The organism is Candidatus Symbiopectobacterium sp. NZEC135, assembly GCF_025962695.1.
In genome coordinates this window covers 1-1,008 of the sequence record NZ_JAGFPF010000714.1, presented here as the reverse complement: position 1 = coordinate 1,008, position 1,008 = coordinate 1, and the positions used below count along the sequence as shown (strand labels likewise).

1 protein-coding gene is annotated in these 1,008 nt (G+C 50.5%); it reads left to right on the top strand.

Going from position 1 to position 1,008, the window contains the following annotated elements:
- Positions 1–1,008 (top strand): tyrosine-type recombinase/integrase (locus tag J5224_RS29930; RefSeq protein WP_264628691.1); only part of this gene is annotated, 1,008 nt, incomplete at both ends.

Genomic DNA, 1,008 nt, shown 5'->3' with positions numbered 1-1,008 from the left:
CGCAACTTAAAACCTTCAGCAAAACCCTTCAAAGTTTCCGATTCTCACGGTCTGTACCTTTTAGTTAATCCAGGCGGTTCACGTCTCTGGTATCTCAAATATCGCATCAATAGAAAAGAATCACGCCTCGGCTTAGGTGCCTACCCTGACGTGTCTTTGGCCGACGCTCGTCAGCAACGTGATGGTATCCGTAAATTGCTGGCGCAGAATATCAACCCCGCACAACAGCGCTCTGCTGAACGAGCCACTTCCTCACCAGATAAAACATTCAAGCATGTGGCACTAGAGTGGCATAAAAGCAACCGCTCATGGTCAGAAAACCATGCCACCCGCCTGCTTGCCAGCATGAATAACCATATCTTCCCGATCATTGGACACCTGACAGTCACAGAACTGAAAACTCGCCACTTCATCGAGCTGCTGAAAGGGATTGAGAAAAAAGGTCTGCTGGAAGTGGCGGCGCGTACCCGGCAGCATATGTGCAACATCATGCGTCATGCCGTGCATCAAGAGTTGATAGAACACAATCCAGCAGCCAATCTGCACGGTATCATCGCTCCTCCCGTTCAACGTCACTACCCTGCCCTTCCGCTGGAGAAACTACCGGAACTGTTGACTCGCATTGAGGACTATAAGCAAGGGCGAGAATTAACCCGTTTGGCAGTATCACTTACTCTGCACCTGTTCATCCGTTCCAGCGAGTTGCGCTTTGCCCGTTGGTCTGAGATCGATTTCAAAAACAAAATCTGGACCATTCCAGCAACCCGTGAGGCTATCCCCGGAGTGCGTTATTCCGGGCGTGGCGCGAAAATGCGCACACCGCATATCGTTCCCCTCTCCCGTCAGTCCATCGCTATTCTGAAACAGATACGGGATATATCCGGGCATCAGGAACTGATATTCCCCGGTGACCATAATCCGTATAAACCCATGTGCGAAAACACGGTCAACAAGGCGCTGCGCTTGATGGGTTATGATACAAAAGATGAAATCTGCGGTCACGGATTC